The following is a 14,978-nucleotide window of genomic DNA, read 5'->3' as shown; positions in this document are numbered from 1 at the left end:
TCTGAGCCCGCAGGGCGAGTTCCGCAGCCTGCAGAGCGGATATCCCATTCGGCGCGGATCGAAGGCAACAAAACCATGACCCCCAGCAGCGACGACCCCGCCCGCCGCGCCGCCAACCGCCGCACCGCGCTGCTGCTGGCGGCCGTCGCGCTCGCGTTCTTTATCGCCGCCCTGTTCAGCTTCAAGGGGCCCGCTCCATGACCACGCAAGTCCGCGTCGCTGCCGAAAACCGCCGCCTCCTCGTGCGCCTCGCCGTCGCCGCCGTGGTCATGTTCGGCTTCGGCTTCCTGCTCGTGCCTTTCTACCAGAAGATCTGCGAAGTCACGGGCATCAACAACCTCGTCCAGCCCGATACCGTCGCCAACACCCAGGTCGACCTCGCGCGCTCCATCACCATCCAGTTCGACGCCAACACCCACGATCTGCCGTGGCAATTCCGCCCGCTGCAAACCCAGATCAGCGTCCACCCCGGCGAACTCGCCACCGTCGCCTACGAAGTCACCAACACCCGCGGCGAACCCGTCACCGGCCAGGCCGTCCCCAGCTACGGTCCGCAGCTGGCCGGGCAATACTTCCGCAAGCTCGAATGCTTCTGCTTCGCCAAGCAGACGCTCGCCGCCGGCGAAACGCGCACCATGCCCGTCGTCTTCGTCGTCGATCCTGGCCTGCCCGCGGACGTCCGGGTCATCACGCTCTCCTACACCTTCTTCGAAGTCGCTGCGCGCCGCATCGCCGGCGACGACGCGGGAAGCAATTCGTGATCGCCATGCCGGACCGCGACCCGCACGCCCCTTCCCGCAACGAGTCCGCCACGCGGCCGCGTGCCGGCTTCCTCGCGACGCTGCGTGCCGTGCTGTGGTCCTTCGTCGGCATACGGCGGCGCCACGACTACGAGAGCGATGTCCATTCGCTCGACCCGCGCGCAGTCATCGCCGCCGGCCTGCTTGCGGGGCTCGTGTTCGTGCTGACCATCATCGCCGTTGTGCGCCTGGTGATCGGTTCATCGGGGTAGGGAAGGGAGGGAGACCGCACATGACGCAAACCTTCGAAAAATACTTCGTGCCCGAGCCCTCGAAGTACCCGATCTTCGGCTCGGTCGCGCTGCTCCTCTTCACCGGCGGCGCCACCATGTGGCTCAACGGCATCAAGGCCGGGCCGTGGGTCTTCTTCCTCGGCATCGCCGTGCTCGTCTTCATGCTGTTCGGCTGGTTCGGCCAGGTCGTGCACGAATCCGAAGGCGGCAAGTACGGCCACCGCGTCGACCGCTCCTTCCGCTGGTCGATGGGCTGGTTCATCTTCTCCGAAGTCATGTTCTTCGCCGCCTTCTTCGGCGCGCTGTTCTACGCCCGCGTGCTCGCCGTGCCCTGGCTCTCGACCGGCGACACGGTGCAGCTCCTGTGGCAGGGCTTCGTCGGCGGCTGGCCCACCGCCGGACCGGGCAAATCCAGCCCCTTCACGCCGATGACCGCCTGGGGCATCCCCGCGCTCAACACACTGATCCTCCTGAGTTCCGGCGGGACCCTCACGTGGGCGCACCACGGGCTGCGCCACGACAAGCGCGGCCAACTCAAGCTCGGCCTGCTTGTCACCATCCTGCTGGGCCTGCTCTTCCTCGGCCTGCAGATCTACGAATACGGCCACGCCTATGCCGAGTTGAACCTGCGCCTCGACACCGGCATCTACGGCTCCACCTTCTATTTCCTCACCGGTTTCCACGGCATGCACGTCACGGTCGGCGCGATCATGCTCACGGTGATGCTCGGCCGCGCGATCGCCGGCCATTTTACGCCGGACAGCCACTTCGGCTTCGAAGCGGCCACGTGGTACTGGCACTTCGTCGACGTCGTGTGGCTGCTGCTCTTCCTCGTCGTCTACCTGTTGTAAGCGGCCTGTCCGGATGAGCCTGCGCCGCAACGCCCGCCCGCATCCCGTGCCGCTGCTCGCCGGCATCGCGCTCGCGCTGCTCACGCTGCAACTGGGCAACTGGCAGACGCGCCGCGCAGCGGAAAAGGCTGCACTGCAGGCGGCATACCGCGTCGCGGCCGAACGCCCCGCGCAGCCCCCCGGTTCGAAGCCCCCGGTCGAGTGGCAGAAGCTCGAACTCCGCGGCGAATGGCTCCCCGGGCGCAGCATCCTGATCGACAACCGCGTGCACCAGGGCCACGCCGGCTATCACGTCGTCACGCCGCTGCAGATCGCAGGGCAGGGGGGCGTCGTGCTCGTCAATCGCGGCTGGACGGCGGCCGCGCCCGACCGGACGCAACTCCCCCGGGTCGACAATCCGCCCGGCGCGATCGTCGTCACCGGCCGCGTGCGTCATCCCGACGCCAAACCCTTCCTGCTCGGGGCCGACACGTCCTCGGGCCCCGTCCGGCAGACCCTCGATCTCCCTCGCTACCGCGCCGAAACGCATCTGCCGGTCGCCGACTTCTACGTGCAGCAGACCAGCCCCGCCGCCGACGGCCTGATCCGCGACTGGCCCGAGCCCGACGCCGGCATCGACCGTCACCGCGGCTACGCCCTGCAGTGGTACGCCCTCTCGGCGCTCGCGACCGCACTCACCTTGTGGTACCTGTGGAACGCTTTCCGGAGCCCTCGGCATGACCAGCGCAAGCCTGTCTGACGGTTCGCCCGCAACGCCTGCGGATTCCGCGCAAACCCGCACGGGACGCCGCACGCTCGCGCTGCTCGCCTTCGTCTGCGCGCTGCCCGTTGCCGCGTCCTATTTCGCGTACTACGTCTGGCAGCCCGAAGGGCGCACGAACTACGGCGAACTGCTCGTCCCTGCCGCCCTGCCCGACGCCGTCCTGCCGGGCGTCGCCGGCCAAGCGGATTTCGCCCGCAGCGAGCTCGATGGCCGCTGGACCCTGCTGTTCGCCGCGCCCGGTGCCTGCGACCGCGCCTGTGCCGATGCCCTCTACGCGATGCGCCAGTCGCGGCTCGCGCAAGGCGAGGAGATGGACCGCGTCGCGCGCCTGTGGCTGCTGTCCGACGCCGCGACGCCGGCCGGCGACCTGCTCGCGCCGCACGCCGGCCTGCGCCTCGCCCGCGCCACGCCGGCATGGCTCGCCCGCCTGCCCGCCGCGGAGCGTGGTCGCCACGTCTATCTGGTCGACCCGCGCGGCAACGTGATGATGCGCTTCCCCGAGAACGCCGACCCGCGCCGCGTCGTCAAAGATCTGCAACGCCTGCTCAAGTATTCGGCGCTCGGCCGGGGGCAGCCCTCCCGGCCGAACTCCGCCAACCCGATGCGGACTCCGGGATGACCGCCTACCGCCGCCTGATTCTCCTCGCACTCGCGCTCACGACCCTCGTCGTGGTCTTCGGCGCCTACGTCCGCCTCTCCGACGCCGGCCTCGGCTGCCCCGACTGGCCGGGCTGCTACGGCCAGGTGAGCCCGCACCACGCCGCCGACGAGATCCGCGACACCCATGCCGCCGACCCGCAGGGGCCGGTCAGCCTGCCGAAGGCGTGGAAGGAAATGATCCACCGCTACCTCGCCGCGAGCCTCGGCCTGCTCATTGTCGCCATCGCCGCCCTCGCGTGGCGCCAGCGCAGCGCGGCAGGGGCCTCCCCACGGATCGCCGCTGCGCTCGTCGCCGTCGTGATCGTCCAGGGGCTGCTCGGCAAGTGGACCGTCACGCTGCTGCTCAAGCCCGCCATCGTCACCGCCCACCTCCTGGGCGGCCTGACGACCCTGGCCCTGCTCGCGTGGCTCGCCTTGCGCGTTCATGCGCAGCCGCGCGTCGACGTCTCGCGTCGCCTGGCCGGCCTCGCGCGCGCCGCCTTCGTATTGCTGGCCCTCCAGATCGTGCTCGGCGGCTGGACCAGCACCAACTACGCCGCACTCGCCTGCACCGATTTCCCCACCTGCCAAGGCAGCTTCCAGCCCGTGGCCGACTATGCGAACGCCTTCCACGTCGTGCGCGAACTCGGCATGACGGCCGACGGCGAAGCGCTCCCGCTCGCGGCGCTCACCGCCATCCATTGGTCACACCGCATCGGCGCGCTGCTTGCCGGCACCGCGCTGCTGGCGCTCGGCTGCGCCCTGCTGCGCCGGCCCGCGACACGCCGTTTCGGCGTCGTCCTGCTGGCCGCGCTCGCCGCCCAGCTCGCCCTGGGCATCGCCAACGTCACGTCCAGCCTTCCGCTGCCGCTCGCCGTCGCGCACAACGCGGGGGCGGCGGCGCTGGTCATGGTGATGGTCTGGATCAATCACGGCCTGCGCGGGACCCGCCTCCCCGCGCCGGCCGCACAGAGGAGGGCAGGCCATGCCGGCCGCGAAAATTCATACGCCTGAATCCCACCTCGCAGGATCGCGCCTGCACGCCTTCTACGTGCTGACCAAGCCGCGCGTCAATACGCTGATCGTCTTCTGCGCCATCATCGGCATGTTCCTCGCCGTCCCCGACGGCCTGCCCCCGCCGGCCGTCGTGCTCGCCGCCACCGTCGGCATCGCCTGTGTCGCCGGCGCCGCGGCGGCAATGAATTGCCTCATCGAAGCGCACATCGACGCCCGCATGAGCCGCACCCGCGGCCGCCCGCTGCCACGCGGCGAAATCACCCCGCGCGAAACGCTCGCCTTCGCCACCGCCCTCGGCGGCACCGGCCTCGCCCTGCTGCACCAGCTCGTCAATCCGCTCACGATGTGGCTCACGCTCGCCACCTTCGTCGGCTACGCGGTCGTCTACACCATCTTCCTCAAGCCGCGCACGCCGCAAAACATCGTCATCGGCGGCGCCTCCGGCGCCATGCCCCCGGTACTCGGCTGGGCTGCCGTCACGGGCGAGGTCAGCGCCGATGCGCTGCTCCTCTTCCTCATCATCTTCGCCTGGACCCCGCCGCATTTCTGGTCCCTCGCGCTCTACCGCAGCGCCGACTACGCACGCGCCGGGCTGCCGATGCTGCCCGTCACCCACGGCCCGGAATTCACGCGCCTGTCGGTGCTGCTGTATACGTGCATCCTCTTCGGCGTCACGCTGCTGCCCTTCGCCACGCGCATGAGCGGGCTCGTTTACCTGATCGCCGCAGTCGCGCTCGGCGGCGCCTTCCTCGGGCACGCCTGGCGCCTGTACCGCGACTACAGCGATGCCCGCGCGCGACGCGCCTTCCGCTTCTCCATCCTGTATCTCTTCTTGCTCTTTGCGGGGCTGCTGGCGGATCATTACCTGCGTTTCTGATCCACCGTTTCGACTCATCTCATCCAGGAAAGATGCTCCGCGCCCTGATCGTCGCCGCAACCCTTGCAGTTGCCACCCTCGCTGCCTGCTCCAGCCCCAACTCCACCACGGCTTTCCGCGCCACCGACATCACCGGCGCCGACTACGGCAAGGGGCTCGCGCTGTCCGACCACCACGGCACGCCGCGCACGCTCGCCGACTTCCGCGGCAAGGTCGTCACGCTGTTCTTCGGCTACACGCAGTGCCCCGACGTGTGCCCGACCAACCTCGCGACCATGGCCGAAGCCATGCGCCAGCTCGGTCCCGACGCGGCGCGCGTGCAGGTCCTCTTCGTCACCGTCGACCCCGAGCGCGACACGCAGCAGCTCCTGGCCCAGTACGTCCCGGTATTCGACCCGCACTTTCTCGGCCTGCGCGGCGACGCGGCGCAGACGGCCGCAGTCGCGAAGGAATTCCGTGTCTTCTACCAGAAGAGCGGCGACACCTCGGGCAACAACTACACCGTCGACCACTCCACCGGCACCTACGTCTTCGACCCGACCGGCCGTGCGCGCCTTTACGTGAAGCACGGCGAGACCGCCGAGAACATCGTCGCCGACCTCCGCACCCTGCTCGCCGGCAAATGAAAACGGCAGCCAGTGGCTGCCGTTCGCGTTGCGGGGCCGGAAAGCTGCTCAGACCGTGAGCAGCCCGCGCAGCTTCTGCAGCGCCTTCGCCTCGATCTGGCGGATGCGCTCCGCCGAGACGCCATACTCTGCCGCCAGTTCATGCAGCGTCGCGCTGTCGCCTTCCGCCAGCCAGCGCCGCTGCACGATGTTGCGGCTGCGCTCGTCCAGGCTCGCGAGCGCCTCGTGCAGGCCGACCTCGTGCAGGTGTGCGAGCTCGGCGCGCTCCAGCACCTGCGACGGCTCCGCGTGCGGGTCGGGCAGGTAGGCGATCGGCGCGAAGCGCTCGTCATCGTCGTCGCTGTCGCCCTCGAGCGGGATGTCGCGCCCGCTCAGGCGCGTCTCCATCTCGATGACTTCCTCGGGCTTCACACCCAGTTGTGCCGCCACCGCGTGGATCTCGTCGCCGCTCAAGGTCGTCGAATCCTGCTTCAGGCTGCGCAGGTTGAAGAACAGCTTGCGCTGCGCCTTCGTCGTTGCGACCTTCACCAGCCGCCAGTTCTTCAGCACGTATTCGTGGATCTCGGCCTTGATCCAGTGGATCGCGAACGATACCAGCCGCACGCCGCGCGCCGGATCGAAGCGCTTCACCGCCTTCATCAGCCCGATGTTGCCTTCCTGGATCAGGTCCGCATGCGGCAGCCCGTAGCCGAGATAGCCGCGCGCGATCGCCACCACCAGGCGCAGGTGCGACATCACCAGCCGGCGCGCCGCCTCCAGGTCGCCCTCGTCGCGCAACCTGGTCGCCAGTTCCATCTCCTCGCGTTCGGTGAGCAGCGGAATGCGATTCACCGACTGGATGTACTGATCGATGCTGCCGGCGGCAGACGGTACGGGGAACGACAGGGCTTGGCTCATGTACGGGGGTCCTCCATGCGCGTGATTTTAGCACTCAACGTCTCTGAGTGCTAAAGCCCGCGGCGAGTTCCCGCGCCAGTGATCCCGGCTATGCCGTAGACGTGAAATTTGCCCCCCGTCGCTATCCGCGTCGGGTAGTGGGAAGGCCCGGAACGCGCCCTGGCAACGTGTCCGCGCAAGCCTCGAGGTGCGTCCGCAAATTACACGAGGCTGTCGGATGTTGCGGCTTGTTGCGCCTGTGCAACAACTTTTATCCATTTGCCGTGTTCCGCGCGAGCGAGTCTTGCACCGTTACGCGCCCGTTAAGCACAATCGTGGCAACTTCTCGCTTGAGAGGTAAGTCGGGCCGGGGTCATGACCGCGGCTTCAGCTTCAATTAGAGGAGAAATACATGCAAAAGAAACTGATCGCCCTGGCCGTCGCTGGCCTGGCGTCCGCTCCGGTTTTCGCGCAGACCAACGTCACCGTTTACGGCGTGGTCGACACGACCCTGGAGTCCGTGCAGGCGAAGGGCGGCGCGGACTTCATCGACGTTAACGGCGATTTTGGCGTTCGTGGCGCTCGGGTCGATGGCAGGCTTCGTGAAATCGAGCGTCGCGCCCGCGTCACCTCGAACAGCTCGCTGATCGGCTTCCGCGGCACTGAAGACCTCGGCAACGGCCTGAAGGCCCTGTTCCAGGTCGAAAGCGGCTTCAACGCCGACGGTTCGGGCACCAGCACCCTGGCAACCCGCGACACCTTCGTCGGCCTGAACGGCGGCTTCGGTACCGTCCAGCTCGGCAAGCTGACCACCTTCATGCGTACCGCTGGCGCCAAGGTCGACTTCAACCCGGCTGCGACCGGCATCGGCTTCCAGGCTGCCACCTACGGCACGATCGCCGGCATCAAGACCGGCATCGACGAGCGCATCAACAATGCCGTGATGTACACGACGCCGAGCTTTAGCGGCTTCGCCGCCCAGTTGGCCTATTCGGCCGGTGAGAACAAGAAGTCGGAGTCCCAGAACCGCGGTGAGAGCGTCAACTCGAACGCCTACCAGCTCGCTGCGGCCTACGAGAACGGCCCGCTGTACGTGTCGGCTGGCTATGGCTACGCAAAGGATCCGTCCGCTTCGAGCGCGCCGAACGTCGGCCCGTTCGCAACAAACGCCGTCGGTCTTGCTAACGTCAACGGCCTCCACGACAAGGTGAAGACCGGCCGTATCGCCGCCAAGTACTCGTTCCCGACCAACACGACGATTTCGGCCCTGTGGGACCGCTCGAAGTACGAGGCTCAAACTGGTACGGGGCTTGCCTCTCCCGCGCTTCGTAACATTAACCTCGACGCCAAGCGCAACGCATGGATGGTCGGTGCCGAGCAGAAGTTCGCCGGCAATCAGGCCGCCTATCTGCAATACGCGCGTTCGCAGAAGATCAAGGGTAATGATTGCGATGTCACTGGCTGCACCAGGCTCGACGATGGAAAAACCCAGTTCTCGCAATGGACCCTCGGCTATACCTACAGCCTGAGCAAGCGCACGATGGTCAAGGCGTACTACACCCGTATCAACAACCAGCGCGACTCGGCCGCCGACTTCTACCTGAGCGGTATCGGCTCCAACGGTCTCGTTAGCGCCGACCAGGATCCGACCGGCTTCGGTCTGGGCCTGCGTCACACCTTCTAATTCCGGTCCGTCCGGAATTGATCGAGACGGGCGCTTCGGCGCCCGTTTTTTCGTCCACGTCATCCGCGGCTGGGGGGATCGTGAGGGGCGCTTGTGCCTTTCGCTGCGACCCGCGCGGCATCCGCGTCCGATGTCCGCAATAAGGGTCATCACTCCTGTTGCATGCATGCGACAATTCTGTGACGATGGGGTAAGGTTCTTCTTTCCTGCATTGTTGCGCCCCCTATAATCGCGCTGTGCTTCTGCTGCGGGCGCGGATCCTCACGCGGGATTCCGTGCGGACAGGTTTGCAGAAAGCCGACAATCAAATCCATTACAAGTGGGGAGTCGAATCAATGCTGAACGTCAAGACGCTGGCCATCGCGCTGGCTGCCATCGGTGTCGCCGGTGCCGCCCAGGCGCAATCCAACGTGACCATCTACGGTCGCGTGAATACCTCGCTGGAACAGACCAAGGTCGAAGGCCAGAAGAGCGTCACCCAAGTCGTCGACAACAGTTCCCGTATCGGATTCCGCGGCAACGAGGACCTCGGGAGCGGCCTGTCGGCGCTGTTCCAGGTCGAGAGCCGCTTCCGCGCGGATGATGGAAGTTCGAATGGCAGTCAGGGAAAGCTGGCCAGCCGTGACACCTTCGTTGGCCTGAAGAGCAACAGCCTGGGCACGATCAGGCTCGGCTACATCACCAGCCCGCTGTACTACGCGACGCACGATTATCTGGGCATGCACAACCATGACACCGGAAACTCGTCGGATGCGTTCATCTGGGTGCCGGCCTACGATCCGGAAAACTTCTTCCTCCGCAACTCGGTTACTTACGCGAGCCCGACCTTCGGCGGCGGTTTCATGGTCGAGGCACAGTACTCGGCGCTGAACGAACAGGCGGCCGCAACCTCCACCCGCAACGACCGTCCGGCGCACTACTCGGGCACGTTGACCTACAACAACGGTCCGCTGCACGCCGGCTTCGGCTACGCGCAGACCAACCGCTTCTACAACTTCACGCAGGGCCGGAGCAAGGACAGCGCGCTGGTTCTGGCGGGCGTGTATGACTTCAAGGCGGTTGTCGTCGGCGCGTTGGCAGAGCACAACAGGTCGGAGAACGGCGGCCTGCAGGCCAGCACCGGCCTTACCGGCGACCACTCCCGCAACCACTACCGCGTCGCGGTGATGGTTCCGGTCGGTGCCAACGAGTTCCACGTGAACTACGCTGTCGCACGCGACTGGAGCCACACCGGCGACACGGGCGCAAAGCAGCTCACGCTGGCCTACAACTACAACCTGTCGAAGCGCACCAAGGTCTACGCACAGTGGACCAAGATCGACAACGACAAGCAGGAAGTGTCGATCGCCACGGGGGGTGCGTATAACGGCGGCGGTGCATACAGCTTCCTCGGCTCGGCTCCGGGTCTGGACAACACCTCGATCGGTGTCGGCCTGCGCCACAACTTCTGATCGTCCGACGACGGTCTGACCAAAGGGAAACGGGCGCTTCGGCGCCCGTTTCCCTTTGCGGCGCCGCAGCGCGGTCAGACCAACACTTCGGTCACGGCCGGATGGCCGAGGAAGGCCTGCGGGCTGGCGCTGGCACCGTAGGCGCCCGATTGGCCGATGACCACCAGGTCGCCGGGTTCCGCGTCCGGGAGCGCCATCCGGTCGGCAAGCAGGTCGAGCGGCGTGCATAGCGGCCCGACGACCGATACCGCGTCACCCGCCACGGCACCCATCCGGTTGCCGATCGCGACGGGGTAGTTCTTGCGGATCACTTGTCCAAAATTTCCCGATGCCGATAGGTGGTGGTGAAGACCGCCGTCGGTGACGAGGTAGGTGTGGCCGCGCGAGACCTTCTTGTCGATGACCCGGCACACGTAGAGACCCGCCTCACCCACGAGGTAGCGTCCCAGTTCGATGATGAGCGCGGCCTGAGGCAGATCGCGCGCCGCCTCGGCGACGAGCGCGGCAAGGTTCTCGCCGATCGGGGCGAGCTCGAGTGCCTGTTCGCCCGGGAAGTACGGAATGCCGAAGCCGCCGCCGAGATTCAGGCATTTCACCGGTGCCGGCGCAGCCTGGGCGAGGCGTACCGCGAGTTCGAAGCTCTTGCGCTGCGCCTCGATGATCGCATCGGCCTTGAGATTCTGCGACCCGGCGAAAAGGTGGAAGCCCTCGAATGTGCAGCCCGCGCGCCCGATCTCGGCGAGCAGTTCGGGGACTTGCTCGGCGTCTACGCCGAACTGTTTCGGCCCGCCCCCCATCTTCATCCCTGATGACTTGAGTTCGAAATCCGGATTGACTCGGACGGCAACGCGTGCCGGGACCCCGAGCGCAGCTGAAGCGGCCGCCAGCGGGGCGATCTCGCGGAGCGATTCGACATTCACGAGGATGCCGGCGGCGACCGCCTGCACCAGCTCGGCGTCGCGCTTGCCCGGACCTGCAAAGCTGATGTCGTGCGGAGCGACCCCGGCATCGAGTGCCACTTTGAGCTCTCCAGCCGACGCCACGTCGATGCCGTCGACCAGTGTCGCCATGTGGCCGACCAGCGCCGGCATCGGGTTCGCCTTCATCGCGTAGTGAAGCTGGACCGCCGGGGGGAATGCCGCGCGCAGTTCGGCAATGCGCCGGTTCAGTACCCTGCGGTCATAGGCGTAGAAGGGCGTGCGTCCGACCCGTGCAGCAAGACGGGTGAGCGGGATGCCGCCGACGAGGAGCTCGCCGTTTTCGCTCGCGAACTGCGTCATCGGCGCGTGTACCGGGGCGGATTTCGCGGCGCCGCTCATCGCGCGGCCTCCTGCACTTCGGCGGCGAGCGTTTTGCGATCGATCTTCCCGTTGGGATTGCGCGGGAGCGGACCACTGCGCACTTCGACGCGTGACGGCACCATGTAGGCGGGCATGCGGTTGCGGCAGTCTGCGAGCAGCGCCGCCGTGTCGAGGGTTGTGCCCGGCGCGGGCGTTGCGACGAGGCAGATTGCCTGTCCGAGCGCCAGGTGCGGCACGCCGAAAGCGACGCATTCGCCGACGCGGCCGGTGCCATAGACGATCTCCTCGACTTCCGTGGGGCTCACGCGATAGCCCGAAGTCTTCATCATCTCGTCGCGCCGGCCGATGAAGTACAGGAAGCCGTCCTCGTCGCGGCGCACGGTGTCGCCTGAGAACACGGCGATCTCGGGAATCGTCAGCCCGGCGTCGCGTCCGCCGATGCCCGCCGGCAGCGGCCTGTAGCGCTCGGCAGTCTTTTCCGCATCGTTCCAGTAGCCCATGCCGACCAGCGCCCCGCGCTGCACCAGTTCGCCGGGTTCGTTCGGCGCGCATTCCGTGCCGTCCTCGCGCAGCACCAGCACTTCGGCGTTCGGAATTGCCTTGCCGATCGAATCGGGGCGACGGTCGATCTCTTCCGGCGGCAGGTAGGTCGCGCGGAAGGCTTCGGTGAGGCCGTACATCAGGAAGGGGCGCGTGCGCGGCAGCTTGGCGCGCAGCGTCTTCAGCGTCTCGAAGGGCATGCGCCCGCCGGTGTTGGCGATGTACCTCAGGTGTTCGCCGACGGTCCCCGGCCACTCGAGCCCCGCGAGCTGGATCCACAGCGGCGGCACTGCGGTGAGTCCGGTCACCCGTTCGCGCACGACGGCGTTGAGCACGTCGCGCGGCAGCAAATAGTCGATCAACACCACGCGTGCCCCGGAGTGGAAGGCCGTCGTGAGCTGTGACAGGCCGGCGTCGAACGACAGCGGCAGGGCCGCAAGCAAAGTGTCGCCGGAATGGTTGCCGAGGTATTGCGCGACGCTGCGGGCGCCCGTGACGACGTTGCGGTGGGACAGCACGACGCCTTTTGGCCGCCCGGTGCTGCCCGACGTATACAGGATCGCGGCCATGTCGGAATCGATGACGCGATGGCCGGCGCGGGCGGGCGCTTCGGCAAGATCGCTCCAGCGGTGCACGCTCGCGCCTTCGACGGTGGGCAGCGTGACGGGATTCCCGACCAGCACCACTTGCCGCAGATCGTGACATGCCGCCAGCACCGGCTGCAGCAAGGGCAGGCGCTCGGCACTCGTCACCAGCACGCGCACGTTGCAGTCGTTCAGGATGTGCCCGACCTGTTCACCCTTCAGTAGCGGATTGACCGGGACCAGCACGCCTCCGGCAGCGCTCGTGCCGAAGGCGGCTGATACGAATTCGAAGCGCTTTTCAAGATAGATCGCTACCCGTTCGCCCCGCGCGAGGCCCAACGCGAGCAGGCCGGCGGCAAATGCGTCGCATTGCGTGCCGAGTTCCGCGTAGGATAAGGTTTGTGCTGCGCGCGTTAGCGCCGCTTGTGCGGGATTGCGCGCAACGGCGCTGCGGAGCAGGCCGTGGAGCAGGGCGGTCGTTGTCATCGAGTGTTCCGGGTTCGGGATCGTGCATTATTCCGACAATGGGCGGCGGAGTTCGGCGCCGACCGGAAGTATAATTCGCAGTTCCGCGCCGGAAGCCGGTGGCGGATGGTTGCAATCGTAAAGTGTGTTGGTCGGTGCAGCGAGGTTTTCGTTTTGAATATCCAGGAACAGGTCTTGGCCCTGCTCGACGAAGTGTTGAGTCTCGATGGACGCGGTTTGCTGTTCGACGCCGACACGCCGCTGTTGGGCAGCGTGCCGGAACTCGATTCGATGGCAGTGCTTGCCGTGATCCAGGCGATCGAGGAGCGTTTCGGCATTGAGGTGCCGGACGACGAGGTCGACGGCAGTTCTTTCGCCACCGTGGGGACCGTTGTCGATTTCGTCAGCCGCCTCAGTGTTGGCTGATGCGGCCCGGGCCGGGACCAGAATCGCGGCCGCGATGTGGTTGCGCAGCAGTCGCGCGATCCGCGTGACGACGGACACGGCAGCATTGCAGATGCAATCACCCGCCCCGGGGCGCGATGCCTTCGTCGAAACCCCATGCGGCGAAGTGCGGGTTCTCGAAGCCCGGTTTGCCGTAGGCGAGGGGGCCGCCGTTCAGTTCCATGACGCGCCCCCCCGCGGCCGCCAGCACGGCATGGCCGGCGGCGATGTCCCATTCCATCGTGCGCCCCAGGCGCGGATAAAGGTCGGCGTCGCCCGCGGCGATCAGGCATAGCTTCAGCGACGAGCCCGCGTTGGCGAGCCTCGCGACCGTGCGGCCGGCGAGGAAGGCATCGAGCGCTGCCGCATCGCCGTGTGAGCGACTGGCGACGACCGTCAGGCCTTCGGACGGTGGCACGCGACAGCGGATCGCACGTCTGCCCTGTCCGTCCTCGACAAAGGCGCCGGTGCCGACCAGCCCCGCGAACAACTTGCCGAGGGCGGGCGCGAGCACCACGCCAAGCAGCGGCTGGCCGTTCTCGACGAGTGCGATATTGACCGTGAACTCGCCGTTGCGATTGATGAACTCCTTGGTCCCGTCGAGCGGATCGACGAGCCAGAAGCGCTCGCCGATTGCCGGAACGTGTCCCGCCGCGACCGCCTCTTCGGCCACTACCGGGATGTCGGGCGCGAGGGCTGCGAGCCCGGCGAGGATGACCGCTTCCGCACGCTCGTCCGCCTCGGTGACGGGCGACGCATCCTCCTTGCCGCGTACCGAAAAATCGGTTGCATACACCGACATGACGACCTCGCCGGCCTGGCGTGCAATCGGCAGCAGGTGCTCGAGGAGATCGGGCAGGTGATGATGATCCGACACGGGGCCCGTCGTCACTTGCTCTTGATCATCGTGCCGACGCCGTGATCGGTCAGGATCTCCAGCAGCAGGCAGTGCTCGACGCGGCCGTCGATGATGTGCACCGACTTCACGCCGTTGCGCGCCGCGTCCAGCGCCGAGCCGATCTTCGGCAGCATTCCGCCCGACAGCGTGCCATCCTCGACCAGATCGTCGATCTGGCGCGGCGTGAGGCCGGTCAGCAGCTTGCCGTCCTTGTCCAGGACGCCCGGCGTGTTCGTCAGCAGCACGAGTTTCTCGGCCTTCAGGATCTCGGCAAGCTTGCCGGCGACCACGTCGGCGTTGATGTTGTAGGTCTCGCCATCCTCGCCAACGCCGATCGGCGCGATCACGGGGATGAAATCGCCCTTGTCGAGGAAGGAGATCAGGCTCGGATCGATCTGCGTGATCTCGCCGACCTGGCCGATATCGACGAGGTCTCCCGGGGGCGCGTCCTTCTTCTGCATCAACAGCTTCTTCGCGCGGATGAAGTTCGCGTCCTTGCCGGTCAGGCCGACCGCTTTCCCGCCGGCCTGGTTGATGAGGTTGACGATCTCCTTGTTGACCTGCCCGCCCAGCACCATCTCGACGACTTCCATCGTCTCGGCATCGGTCACGCGCATGCCCTGGACGAACTCGCCCTTCTTGCCGACGCGCGCGAGCAGGTTCTCGATCTGGGGGCCGCCGCCGTGCACGACGACCGGGTTCAGCCCGACCAGCTTCAGCAGCACGACGTCGCGCGCGAAGCAGTCCTTCAGCTTCGGATCGGTCATCGCGTTGCCGCCGTACTTGATGACGATCGTCTTGTCGAAGAAACGCTTGATGTAGGGCAGGGCCTCCGCGAGGATTTCGGCCTTCAGCGCGGGCGTCACCTTGCGAGCGTCGGGGGAGTCGGACATGGCAGCTTCCTGAATGATTGTGCGCCGCCATTTTAA

17 protein-coding genes are annotated in these 14,978 nt (G+C 66.8%); 12 read left to right on the top strand and 5 right to left on the bottom strand.

Annotation, left to right across the window (positions count from 1 at the left end):
- Nucleotides 1-75 precede the first annotated feature (75 nt).
- The 9 genes from CDA09_RS23540 to CDA09_RS17795 are packed head-to-tail and all read left to right on the top strand — an operon-like array spanning nt 76 to nt 5,806.
- Nucleotides 76-201: a cytochrome oxidase small assembly protein gene (locus CDA09_RS23540; RefSeq protein ID WP_217351259.1), complete on the top strand. Its 126-nt coding sequence runs from the start codon at nt 76-78 to the stop codon at nt 199-201.
- Nucleotides 198-761, top strand: a complete 564-nt coding sequence (locus CDA09_RS17830; protein WP_121429876.1) for a cytochrome c oxidase assembly protein — start codon at nt 198-200, stop codon at nt 759-761. The genes CDA09_RS23540 and CDA09_RS17830 overlap by 4 nt, the downstream gene beginning before the upstream one ends.
- A 5-nt stretch (nt 762-766) precedes the next feature.
- Entirely contained in the window at nt 767-1,012 is a 246-nt protein-coding gene (locus tag CDA09_RS17825) for a DUF2970 domain-containing protein (protein WP_121430916.1), read from the top strand.
- Nucleotides 1,013-1,032: 20 nt separating this feature from the next.
- Complete coding sequence (locus CDA09_RS17820) at nt 1,033-1,884, top strand: cytochrome c oxidase subunit 3 (protein ID WP_121429875.1); 852 nt, start codon at nt 1,033-1,035, stop codon at nt 1,882-1,884.
- A 13-nt stretch (nt 1,885-1,897) separates the two neighbouring features.
- Nucleotides 1,898-2,623, top strand: coding sequence for an SURF1 family protein (locus tag CDA09_RS17815; protein WP_121429874.1), 726 nt, complete (start codon nt 1,898-1,900; stop codon nt 2,621-2,623).
- Nucleotides 2,601-3,266, top strand: a complete 666-nt coding sequence (locus CDA09_RS17810) for an SCO family protein (RefSeq protein WP_121429873.1) — start codon at nt 2,601-2,603, stop codon at nt 3,264-3,266. The genes CDA09_RS17815 and CDA09_RS17810 overlap by 23 nt, the downstream gene beginning before the upstream one ends.
- Nucleotides 3,263-4,300: a COX15/CtaA family protein gene (locus CDA09_RS17805; RefSeq protein ID WP_121429872.1), complete on the top strand. Its 1,038-nt coding sequence runs from the start codon at nt 3,263-3,265 to the stop codon at nt 4,298-4,300. Before CDA09_RS17810 ends, CDA09_RS17805 begins: the two co-directional genes overlap by 4 nt.
- On the top strand, nt 4,272-5,180 hold the full coding sequence (gene cyoE, locus CDA09_RS17800) for a heme o synthase (protein WP_174718455.1): 909 nt from the start codon (nt 4,272-4,274) through the stop codon (nt 5,178-5,180). The genes CDA09_RS17805 and cyoE overlap by 29 nt, the downstream gene beginning before the upstream one ends.
- A gap of 32 nt (nt 5,181-5,212) precedes the next feature.
- Nucleotides 5,213-5,806, top strand: a complete 594-nt coding sequence (locus CDA09_RS17795; RefSeq protein WP_121429871.1) for an SCO family protein — start codon at nt 5,213-5,215, stop codon at nt 5,804-5,806.
- Between the two features lie 48 nt (nt 5,807-5,854).
- Here the strand turns inward: CDA09_RS17795 and rpoH are convergent, their stop codons facing one another.
- Nucleotides 5,855-6,703, bottom strand: a complete 849-nt coding sequence (gene rpoH / locus CDA09_RS17790) for an RNA polymerase sigma factor RpoH (RefSeq protein ID WP_121429870.1) — start codon at nt 6,701-6,703, stop codon at nt 5,855-5,857.
- A gap of 391 nt (nt 6,704-7,094) precedes the next feature.
- Between rpoH and CDA09_RS17785 the strand changes: the two genes are divergently transcribed.
- Both CDA09_RS17785 and CDA09_RS17780 read left to right on the top strand, forming a co-directional pair.
- Entirely contained in the window at nt 7,095-8,366 is a 1,272-nt protein-coding gene (locus CDA09_RS17785) for a porin (protein ID WP_121429869.1), read from the top strand.
- 335 nt (nt 8,367-8,701) lie between these two features.
- A complete protein-coding gene (locus tag CDA09_RS17780; RefSeq protein ID WP_121429868.1) occupies nt 8,702-9,817 on the top strand; it encodes a porin in 1,116 nt (371 codons plus the stop codon).
- Between the two features lie 74 nt (nt 9,818-9,891).
- Here the strand turns inward: CDA09_RS17780 and CDA09_RS17775 are convergent, their stop codons facing one another.
- Both CDA09_RS17775 and CDA09_RS17770 read right to left on the bottom strand, forming a co-directional pair.
- Complete coding sequence (locus tag CDA09_RS17775; protein ID WP_286164216.1) at nt 9,892-11,136, bottom strand: pyridoxal-dependent decarboxylase, exosortase A system-associated; 1,245 nt, start codon at nt 11,134-11,136, stop codon at nt 9,892-9,894.
- Nucleotides 11,133-12,728, bottom strand: coding sequence for an acyl-CoA ligase (AMP-forming), exosortase A system-associated (locus CDA09_RS17770; protein WP_121429867.1), 1,596 nt, complete (start codon nt 12,726-12,728; stop codon nt 11,133-11,135). Before CDA09_RS17770 ends, CDA09_RS17775 begins: the two co-directional genes overlap by 4 nt.
- A gap of 105 nt (nt 12,729-12,833) precedes the next feature.
- On the opposite strand from CDA09_RS17770, the gene CDA09_RS17765 reads away from it, so the two are divergent.
- On the top strand, nt 12,834-13,133 hold the full coding sequence (locus CDA09_RS17765) for an acyl carrier protein (protein WP_121429866.1): 300 nt from the start codon (nt 12,834-12,836) through the stop codon (nt 13,131-13,133).
- A 97-nt stretch (nt 13,134-13,230) separates the two neighbouring features.
- On the opposite strand, the gene cysQ is transcribed toward CDA09_RS17765, so the two are convergent.
- Nucleotides 13,231-14,028, bottom strand: a complete 798-nt coding sequence (gene cysQ / locus CDA09_RS17760) for a 3'(2'),5'-bisphosphate nucleotidase CysQ (RefSeq protein ID WP_121430913.1) — start codon at nt 14,026-14,028, stop codon at nt 13,231-13,233.
- A gap of 11 nt (nt 14,029-14,039) precedes the next feature.
- Nucleotides 14,040-14,942 (bottom strand): acetylglutamate kinase, encoded by a 903-nt coding sequence (argB, locus tag CDA09_RS17755; protein ID WP_121429865.1) that lies wholly within the window; start codon nt 14,940-14,942, stop codon nt 14,040-14,042.
- Between the last annotated feature and the right edge of the window lie 36 nt (nt 14,943-14,978).

Origin of the sequence: Azoarcus sp. DN11 (genome assembly GCF_003628555.1) — a bacterium.
GTDB lineage: Bacteria > Pseudomonadota > Gammaproteobacteria > Burkholderiales > Rhodocyclaceae > Aromatoleum.
This window is presented reverse-complemented; position numbering and strand designations above follow the sequence as displayed.

Coding starts and splice junctions, on each gene's coding strand:
- CDA09_RS17815 (WP_121429874.1), top strand. CDS start 1,898: ATGAGCCTGCGCCGCAACGCCCGCCCGCATCCCGTGCCGCTGCTCGCC.
- CDA09_RS17780 (WP_121429868.1), top strand. CDS start 8,702: ATGCTGAACGTCAAGACGCTGGCCATCGCGCTGGCTGCCATCGGTGTC.
- CDA09_RS17775 (WP_286164216.1), bottom strand. CDS start 11,136: ATGAGCGGCGCCGCGAAATCCGCCCCGGTACACGCGCCGATGACGCAG.
- rpoH (WP_121429870.1), bottom strand. CDS start 6,703: ATGAGCCAAGCCCTGTCGTTCCCCGTACCGTCTGCCGCCGGCAGCATC.
- CDA09_RS17795 (WP_121429871.1), top strand. CDS start 5,213: ATGCTCCGCGCCCTGATCGTCGCCGCAACCCTTGCAGTTGCCACCCTC.
- argB (WP_121429865.1), bottom strand. CDS start 14,942: ATGTCCGACTCCCCCGACGCTCGCAAGGTGACGCCCGCGCTGAAGGCC.
- CDA09_RS17810 (WP_121429873.1), top strand. CDS start 2,601: ATGACCAGCGCAAGCCTGTCTGACGGTTCGCCCGCAACGCCTGCGGAT.
- CDA09_RS17820 (WP_121429875.1), top strand. CDS start 1,033: ATGACGCAAACCTTCGAAAAATACTTCGTGCCCGAGCCCTCGAAGTAC.
- CDA09_RS17805 (WP_121429872.1), top strand. CDS start 3,263: ATGACCGCCTACCGCCGCCTGATTCTCCTCGCACTCGCGCTCACGACC.
- CDA09_RS17830 (WP_121429876.1), top strand. CDS start 198: ATGACCACGCAAGTCCGCGTCGCTGCCGAAAACCGCCGCCTCCTCGTG.
- CDA09_RS17765 (WP_121429866.1), top strand. CDS start 12,834: ATGGTTGCAATCGTAAAGTGTGTTGGTCGGTGCAGCGAGGTTTTCGTT.
- cyoE (WP_174718455.1), top strand. CDS start 4,272: ATGCCGGCCGCGAAAATTCATACGCCTGAATCCCACCTCGCAGGATCG.
- CDA09_RS17785 (WP_121429869.1), top strand. CDS start 7,095: ATGCAAAAGAAACTGATCGCCCTGGCCGTCGCTGGCCTGGCGTCCGCT.
- CDA09_RS17770 (WP_121429867.1), bottom strand. CDS start 12,728: ATGACAACGACCGCCCTGCTCCACGGCCTGCTCCGCAGCGCCGTTGCG.
- CDA09_RS17825 (WP_121430916.1), top strand. CDS start 767: ATGCCGGACCGCGACCCGCACGCCCCTTCCCGCAACGAGTCCGCCACG.
- CDA09_RS23540 (WP_217351259.1), top strand. CDS start 76: ATGACCCCCAGCAGCGACGACCCCGCCCGCCGCGCCGCCAACCGCCGC.